The sequence below is a fragment of the Streptomyces xingningensis genome (assembly GCF_054957865.1).
Genome location: NZ_JBDJPF010000126.1, coordinates 1 through 5,124, shown reverse-complemented (window position 1 = coordinate 5,124; position 5,124 = coordinate 1). Strand labels below are relative to the sequence as shown.

Below are 5,124 nucleotides of genomic sequence, written 5' to 3'. Positions count from 1 at the left end.
AGCGCCCCCTTTCCAAGGGGGAGGCGCAGTGTGCGATTCCTGTCACCCGCTCTCATCGCTTACCGACCACGCAAGTGGATCAGGTACAGTGGTGCTCGCACCGCGCGAGAACGCGGAGTGCATGCGGACGTAGCTCAGTTGGTAGAGCGCAACCTTGCCAAGGTTGAGGTCGCGAGTTCGAGCCTCGTCGTCCGCTCCATCGAAGAAGGCCCCGGTCATTGATGACCGGGGCCTTCTTGCTTGGTGTGCTTGGGTGTTGATGAGGTATGTCCGGGGATGCCGCTCAACGAGACGGATCTTGCCGAGGGTTCGAGCACACGGGGGTAACAGGGGCATGGGCGTGCGGACGCGGCTGCGGGGGTGGCGGGGACGGAGCAGGATCGCCCAGGTCGACAGCTTTATGCGGTGGGCGCTGTATCTGCTGCCCTTCCTCTTCCCGCTGTTGTCCGCGGCCGGACTGCTGGGGGACGCCGGCCGGCACCGCCCGGCGGCCGCGCTGCTGCTGGCGCTCTCCTTCGCCCAGTGCTTCCTCGGCATCGGGCTGTCCCGGCGCGCCCTCGAGTGCTACCTGCGCAAGCGGGCCGCCCCTTGGGGGCGGCTGGCCTGCTCCGGAGCGCTGCTCCTGGCCTCGTTGGTGGCACTGGCGGCGCTGGTGCGGACGGGCGGTACGCCGACGGCCGCCAACCCCGGCGGCGGGGTGGTGCTCCAGGGCCACGCGTTCACCTTCTTCGGCTCGTTCAGCCTGCTGGTGCGGGTCCGCCGGTATCTGGCCTGGTGCGCGGCGGGCGCCGGGGCCATGGCCGTCGTCGCGGCGTCGGCCGGGGGCGGGGTGACCGGGGCCGCCGGGGCCGCCTTCACCGTGCTGTTCTTCACGGCGTGGGCCCTGTGCGTACGGTCCACCGGCTGGGTGCTCGCCGTGATGTGGGAGGCCGAGGCGGCGCGCGGGGTGCAGGCGCGGCTGGCGGTCACCGAGGAACGGCTGCGGTTCTCGCGGGACATGCACGATGTACTCGGCCGCAACCTCGCGGTGATCGCGCTCAAGAGCGAGCTGGCCGAGCAGCTCGCCCGCCGGGGCTCGCCCGCCGCCCTGGAGCAGCTGGCCGAGGTACGGCACCTCGCCCAGGAGTCGCAGCGGGAGATGCGCGAGGTGGTACGCGGCTATCGCGAGGCCGACCTGCACACCGAACTGGTGGGCGCCCGGGGCGTGTTGGCCGCGGCCGGCATCGAGTGCCGGATCGAGGACTCGGCCGGGGCCGAGCTGCCGGAAGCGGTGCAGTCCACGCTGGCCTGGGTGGTCCGCGAGGGCACCACCAATGTGCTGCGGCATGCGGACGCCCGGCGGTGTGCGGTGCGGCTCCGGGTGGCGGCGGAATCCGCCGTACTGATCATGGAGAACGACGGGGTGCCGGGTACTGCCCGGGCCGTCGGGGACGGCGAGGGCTCGGGACTGGCCGGACTGCGGGAGCGGCTCACCGCACTGGGGGGCGCGCTGACCGCCGAGCAGCGGCCGCGGGGGATGTTCCGGGTGACCGCCGAGCTGCCGGTGCGCCCCGCCGGCGCCGGGCAGGACGACGCGGACACCGGCCGGCCGGCGCCCCATGCGGTGGCCGGGTGACGGAGGGAGGGCACAGATGGCCGTGCGGGTGCTGCTCGCCGATGACGAGCACCTGATCCGGGGCGCGCTGGCCGCGCTGCTCGGGCTGGAGGACGACCTCGAGGTGGTCGCCGAGGCGGCGTCGGGCCCGGAGGCGCTCGCGATGGCACGGGCGCACCGGCCCGATGTGGCCGTGCTGGATCTTCAGATGCCAGGGGCGGACGGTGTGGCGGTCGCCACATCCCTGCGGGCCGAACTGCCCAACTGCCGGGCCATGATCGTGACGGGTCATGGCCGGCCCGGCCATCTGAAGCGGGCCCTGGCGGCGGGGGTGCGTGGGTTTGTACCGAAGACCGTCTCGGCACGGCGGCTCGCCGAGATCATCCGTGCCGTGCACTCCGGAAGCCGTTATGTGGATCCGGAGTTGGCGGCGGACGCGATCAGCGCCGGCGACTCCCCGCTGACCGCCCGCGAGGCCGAGCTGCTGGAACTGGCGGAGGACGGGGCGTCCATCGCGGAAATCGCGCAGCGCGCCTCGCTGACCGCGGGCACGGTCCGCAACTATCTCTCGGCGGCCGCCGCAAAGCTGGGTGCCGAGAACCGTCATGCGGCCGCGCGCATCGCACGCTCTCAGGGTTGGCTATAGTGGAACCCGCACCGCACGAGAGCGCGGGGCGAATGCGGACGTAGCTCAGTTGGTAGAGCGCAACCTTGCCAAGGTTGAGGTCGCGAGTTCGAGCCTCGTCGTCCGCTCCATCGAAGAAGGCCCCGGTCATTGATGACCGGGGCCTTCGGTGTTTCAGGGGCCTTCGGTGTTTCAGGGGCCTTCGGTGTTTCAGGCCCAGGCGGTGCCGGTCAGGTGCTCATAGGCCTCGATGTAGCGGGCGCGGGTGGCCTCGACGATGGCGGGCGGGAGCTCGGGGGGCGGCAGTTGGCCCCTGCGGTCCCAGCCGGACTCCGGCGAGGTGAGCCAGTCGCGGACGAACTGCTTGTCGAAGGACGGCTGGGCCCGGCCCGGCTGCCACTGATCGGCGGGCCAGAAGCGGGACGAGTCCGGGGTGAGGACCTCATCGGCGAGCACCAGCTCGTCGCCCGCGAACCCGAACTCGAACTTGGTGTCGGCCAGGATGATGCCCCGGTCACGGGCGATCTCGCGGGCACGGCCGTAGACGGCGAGGGTGGTCTGGCGGAGCCGGGCCGCGGTGTCGGCGCCGACGCGGCGGGCGACCTCCTCATAGGGCACGTTCTCGTCGTGCTCGCCGACCTCGGCCTTGGTGGCCGGGGTGAAGACCGGCGAGGGCAGCTCGGAGCCGTCGGCCAGGCCCTCGGGGAGGGCGAGGCCGCAGACGGTGCGGGTCTGCCGGTACTCCGCGAGGCCGGAGCCGGTCAGATAGCCGCGGGCCACGCACTCGACCGGGAGCATCCGAAGGGAGCGGCAGATCAGGGTGCGGCCGGCCCAGTCGGCGGGGGCGCCGGGGGGCAGCTCGGTGGACAGCACATGGTGCGGGACCAGGTCGGCGAGCCGGTCGAACCACCACAGGGAGAGCCGGGTGAGGACCCGCCCCTTGTCGGGGATCTCGGTGGGCAGCACCCAGTCGTAGGCGGACATCCGGTCGCTGGCGACCATCACCAGGTCACCGCCCTCGGTGCGGTAGAGGTCGCGGACCTTTCCGGTGTGCAGATGCACAAGGCCGGGCACCTCGACCGGTTCGGGCTTCTCGACGAATCCGGACACGTGTCCTCCTGGTGGTTTGTCCAAACGCCCCGAATTCTGCCGCATGGCGCGGCGGGCGGTTCGCGGAGGGTCGGGCACGGTTGCGGGTCGGGCACGGTTGCGGGTCGGGCACGGCTGTGGGTCAGGCGCGTTTGCAGATGCGGTCGAGCAGATTGGCCGTGGCCCGCTGCACCCGGGGGTCCGCATGGCCCGGCCGGTCCAGGGCCGGGGACCAGCCGAGGGTGCCCGCGGCGAAAACCAGGGCGCCGCCGGGGGTGCGGTAGAGGGAGGTCTCCTGGTGGCGCCGGGTGCCCTTGGCGTCCCGGTACGGGGAGTGGGCGAGCAGGATCCGCTCATGGTGCGGGGGCAGGGCGGTGCGGGGGTGGTAACGGTCCGCCTCGCCCGCGACCAGGCCGGGCAGCTCATCGCCCTCGCCCGCGCCGGTGGCCTCCCACAGCCAGTGACCGGCGTTGCGGACGACCAGGGGGACGGGCTCGGGCACCGGGCCCGCGTACTGGATGCCGAGCAGTTGCTGCTCCGGGCAGGCCGCATCGCGCCATAGCGTGGCCCGGCCGGAGGTGCGGTGCCTGCGGCAACTCAGCAGCCGGTCCGGCCCGGCCGGCGAGGGGGCCAGCGTCACCGGCCGGTGCAGGGTGCCCGCGGACAGGAAGACCAGCGAGGTGCCGGCGTCGCGGGCTCGTTCGACGGCACGGCGCATGGGGGCGGACCAGTAGGGGTCGGGGCCGGGGAAGACCAGGCCGCGGTAGCGGGCCGGGTCGACCCGGCCCGCGTGCAGGTCGCGGGCCTCGGCGTAGGCGAGGTCGTACCCGAGGCGCTCGGCCCAGCGGATGACGTCATGGGCGTGGCCCAGCTGCGGTGGCAGGCCGGTGCCCGCGTAGGGGCGGTCGAAGGAGACCGTGGTCGCCGCGGCCGCTTCGCCCGGGGGGGCGTCCGGCTCGTCCCAGGCGTCGCACAGGGCGGCGCCCGCCCGCCCGTCCTCGGGATAGCGGTTGTGCGCCTGCCAGCTGATCTCGGGCAGCACCAACAGCAGATCGGCGGGGGCATCGTCGCGGACCGTGAACGGGATGTGGTTGCGGTGGCCGTCGGCGGTGGTCAGCACGGCCACATAGGCGCCCGGGCACCAGTGGGCGGGCACCGGCAGCCGCCAGGAGAGCCACCAGTGGTGGCAGGAGACCGTGCGGTCCACGATCAGCGGCGGCGGCTGGACGATGCCCGGCAGCCGGGGGCTGGCGGTGACCTTCGCGGCGCCGTGGCCCGCATAGTGACCGACGCGGTGGATCTCCACGCCGAACGGCCGGGGTGGCTCGACGGTGATGCGGAACTCCACGCTCTCCCCGGGCGCCACGGCGCTGTCGGTCACAAAGCCCTTGATCCGGCGGTGGGTGTCCTCGGCGGGGCGGCGGTGCTTCCCGTTCATCAGATGCCTCCGAGGAGACCCCCGCCTTCAGGCGGGGGAGGAATCGGACTTCTGCGGAGCAGGGCAAGGGGCTGCGATTCGCCGCCAGGGCGGATCACAGTGCTCTGACTCGCAGGTTTGGCCTTGAACCGTAGCCACGCTAGTTTGTGAGCATGGCCACGATGTGCGTGAAGCGGGCGTTCAGATACCGCTTCCATCCGACCGGTGCGCAGGCAGCCGAGCTGTCGCGCACGTTCGGCTGTGTGCGGAAGGTCTACAACCTTGCGCTCGCCGTTCGTACCGAGGCGTGGGCGCGGCAGGAGCGGGTCAACTACAACGCCACTTCGGCGATGCTGACGGCATGGAAGAAGACCGAGGAGCTGGCGTTCCTCAATGATG

5 protein-coding genes and 2 tRNA genes are annotated in these 5,124 nt (G+C 72.4%); 5 read left to right on the top strand and 2 right to left on the bottom strand.

Annotated features, from left to right (window positions below):
* Window positions 1–123: 123 nt before the first annotated feature.
* The 4 genes from ABCR83_RS32105 to ABCR83_RS32090 all read left to right on the top strand — a co-directional run bounded on the left by ABCR83_RS32105 (window position 124) and on the right by ABCR83_RS32090 (window position 2,350).
* Window positions 124–199, top strand: a tRNA-Gly gene (locus ABCR83_RS32105).
* A 135-nt stretch (window positions 200–334) separates the two neighbouring features.
* A complete protein-coding gene (locus tag ABCR83_RS32100) occupies window positions 335–1,615 on the top strand; it encodes a sensor histidine kinase (RefSeq protein ID WP_462698788.1) in 1,281 nt (426 codons plus the stop codon).
* The gene (locus ABCR83_RS32095) at window positions 1,599–2,240 is read left to right on the top strand and encodes a response regulator (RefSeq protein ID WP_462698787.1); all 642 of its coding nucleotides are present in this window, start codon (window positions 1,599–1,601) and stop codon (window positions 2,238–2,240) included. The genes ABCR83_RS32100 and ABCR83_RS32095 overlap by 17 nt, the downstream gene beginning before the upstream one ends.
* Before the next feature lie 34 nt (window positions 2,241–2,274).
* A tRNA-Gly gene (locus ABCR83_RS32090) sits at window positions 2,275–2,350 on the top strand.
* 79 nt (window positions 2,351–2,429) lie between these two features.
* Here ABCR83_RS32090 and ABCR83_RS32085 read toward each other — a convergent pair.
* The gene (locus tag ABCR83_RS32085) at window positions 2,430–3,329 is read right to left on the bottom strand and encodes a phosphoribosylaminoimidazolesuccinocarboxamide synthase (protein WP_462698786.1); all 900 of its coding nucleotides are present in this window, start codon (window positions 3,327–3,329) and stop codon (window positions 2,430–2,432) included.
* 121 nt (window positions 3,330–3,450) lie between these two features.
* Complete coding sequence (locus ABCR83_RS32080; protein ID WP_462698785.1) at window positions 3,451–4,746, bottom strand: N,N-dimethylformamidase beta subunit family domain-containing protein; 1,296 nt, start codon at window positions 4,744–4,746, stop codon at window positions 3,451–3,453.
* Between the two features lie 152 nt (window positions 4,747–4,898).
* On the opposite strand from ABCR83_RS32080, the gene ABCR83_RS32075 reads away from it, so the two are divergent.
* On the top strand, window positions 4,899–5,124 hold a 226-nt coding region (locus ABCR83_RS32075; protein ID WP_462698784.1), incomplete at its 3' end, for a helix-turn-helix domain-containing protein.

Bases quoted from the DNA above. Each gene is read 5' to 3' on its own strand.
- ABCR83_RS32095 (WP_462698787.1), top strand. From the start codon at position 1,599: ATGCGGTGGCCGGGTGACGGAGGGAGGGCACAGATGGCCGTGCGGGTG.
- ABCR83_RS32100 (WP_462698788.1), top strand. From the start codon at position 335: ATGGGCGTGCGGACGCGGCTGCGGGGGTGGCGGGGACGGAGCAGGATC.
- ABCR83_RS32080 (WP_462698785.1), bottom strand. From the start codon at position 4,746: ATGAACGGGAAGCACCGCCGCCCCGCCGAGGACACCCACCGCCGGATC.